Below are 1,539 nucleotides of genomic sequence, written 5' to 3'. Positions count from 1 at the left end.
CGCGAGGGCGTGCAGGGGCAGACTGTCGGGTGCGGTCATCGTGCTGATCTCCTTCGAAGACTTGGTCGTCTTGAAAGATCAGCCGGTGGCCGTTCTCATATCCGGACGCTCACTCCGACGCCGGGCCGAACGCCCGGATCAGGTGGGAACCCGTACACCACTTCCCAGGACGCAACCACCTCCTGGGCCGACGTGCCGTCCTGCGCTGCACGCCGTCGCTTCATCGGGAGGTCGTTCGTTCACCGCGGACGGCGAAAGCCAAAGATAAGGAGATACCCACTCCTTACCGTGCTCAACGTATAGCGCACCGGGGGACTTGCGGCAAGGCCCCCGTGAGGCCGCAGAATCCCCGACCGAGGCCAGTACCTGCAGGAACGGGAGTCGCGTAGTGCGTGTGTTGTTGTCGACGTATGGGTCGCGCGGGGATGTCGAACCGCTGGTGGCGCTGGCGGTGCGGTTACGGGAACTCGGCGCGCAGGTGAGGGTCTGTGCGCCGCCGGACGAGGTCTTCGCCCGGCGGCTGGCCGGGGCCGGCGTGGAACTTGTGGCGGTCGGCAGGCCGATGGGCACGATGACGGCGCCGTCGACGGAATCGGCGGCCTCCCGGCGTGTGACCGAGCTGGCCGCGCAGTTCGGCACGGTCGCCGCGGCCGCCGAGGGATGCGACGTCCTGCTGGCGACCGGTCTCGCGCACTTCTCCTCGCGCTCGGCGGCCGAGAAACTCGATATCCCCTACGTGTACGCCACCTTCTGCCCGTTCCTGCTGCGGTCGCCGCACCAAGCGCCCCCCGCGCTGCTGGCGGGCCAGTCCTTCCCGCCGGAGGTGACCGACAACCGGTCGCTGTGGGACCTGAACGCCCGGACCTTCAACGCGCTGCACGGCGGGGCGCTCAACGCCCACCGGGCCTCGGTTGGTCTGCCGTCGGTGGACGACGTCTACGGTTTCATCTTCACCGACCGGCCGTGGCTGGCGTCGGACCCGGTCCTGGGTCCGTGGCGGGAGACCCCGGAGCTCGACGTCGTGCACACCGGGGCGTGGATCCTGCCGGACGAACGCCCGTTGGCGGACGACCTGCTGGCGTTCCTGGACACGGGCACACCTCCGGTGTTCGTCGGCTACGGCAGCACGCGCGGCGTCTCCGCGGACATCGCCCGGGTGTCCATCGAGGCGATCCGCGCGCACGGCCGCCGCGTACTCGTCGGCCGCGGCTGGGCCGAACTGGCTCTGATCGACGACCGGGACGACTGTTTCGTCGTCGGCGAGGTCAATCATCAGGCACTGTTCGGCAGGGTGGCCGCCGTCGTGCACCACGGCGGCGCGGGCACGACGACGACGGCCGCCCAGGCCGGAGCGCCGCAGGTGGTAGTGCCCCAGGCGGCGGACCAACCCTACTGGGCCGGCCGGGTGGCCGCCCTGGGCATCGGTGCGGCACACGACGGCTCGGCTCCGACCGCCCAGTCCCTGTCAGCCGCACTCGGGACGGCCCTCGCCCCCGGGACCCTCGCACGCGCACGGGCCGTGGCCGACGGCATCCGCAC

1 protein-coding gene is annotated in these 1,539 nt (G+C 71.0%); it reads left to right on the top strand.

The genetic code is table 11. The annotated features are described in order from the left end of the window. Positions 1-388 precede the first annotated feature (388 nt). Positions 389-1,539: glycosyltransferase (locus RIF68_RS36230; protein ID WP_309055933.1), on the top strand; the 1,151-nt coding region annotated here is incomplete at its 3' end.

This window comes from Streptomyces sp. (genome assembly GCF_031178505.1).
Taxonomy (GTDB): Bacteria; Actinomycetota; Actinomycetes; order Streptomycetales; family Streptomycetaceae; genus Streptomyces; species Streptomyces gulbargensis.
The sequence above is the reverse complement of the archived record's forward strand: the minus strand, read 5'-3'. Positions and strand labels throughout refer to the sequence as shown.